Raw genomic sequence first — 586 nt, forward strand, 5'->3', positions numbered from 1 at the left:
AGATTTTGCGGTCGGCGTTTTGATTCGCCGCGAAATCCTCGGACCAGTCGCGATCGCCGCTCTTGAACAGCGGCGGCGTCCCGCCGGGCACAGCACTCTCCTGCGGCGGAACCGGCAGCGGTTCGTCTCGGCTCCAGAGCTGGCCAGGCGGTTCGGTCCCGGTGGTGAGGAAAACGGCTGTCGCCCTCACACGTTGCTGACCGTCTTGCGACAGTGCCGCGTCGGCAACAGTGATTCGAGATCCTCGACGGACCACCGTGCTGCGCAGATCGAACGCGGCGTTGTCGACCGGTTGATACAGGTCGACTGTGAGTCGAGCGGGGATGAAGCCCTCCGGGCAGTGGGTCTCGAGTTCCCGGGCGAGCATGCCGGCCACGGCTGTTCCGCTCAGTTTGGTCGGCGTCCATGGGCTGACGGCGAGTTTCTGGGCGACGAGTCGACCATCGCGTTCGACGAAGAAGCTCAGCATCTGTGTTCGGTCCCCTCCGAAATCCGTTGACACTCAGAAGTGAAACACGTTACAGCCGCAGCTGCGGAGCGTGGTGCTGGCAGTGCCTGCGCATCTGGGGTACACCCCAACACCAGA

General features: G+C 63.8%; 1 protein-coding gene. It reads right to left on the reverse strand.

Going from position 1 to position 586, the window contains the following annotated elements; all coding sequences use genetic code 11:
* Positions 1-469: acyl-CoA thioesterase domain-containing protein (locus A5780_RS30570; protein WP_197521651.1), on the reverse strand; the 469-nt coding region annotated here is incomplete at its 3' end.
* Positions 470-586: the final 117 nt, after the last annotated feature.

The organism is Nocardia sp. 852002-20019_SCH5090214 (assembly GCF_001665865.1).
In the GTDB taxonomy this organism is placed as follows: domain Bacteria; phylum Actinomycetota; class Actinomycetes; order Mycobacteriales; family Mycobacteriaceae; genus Nocardia; species Nocardia nova.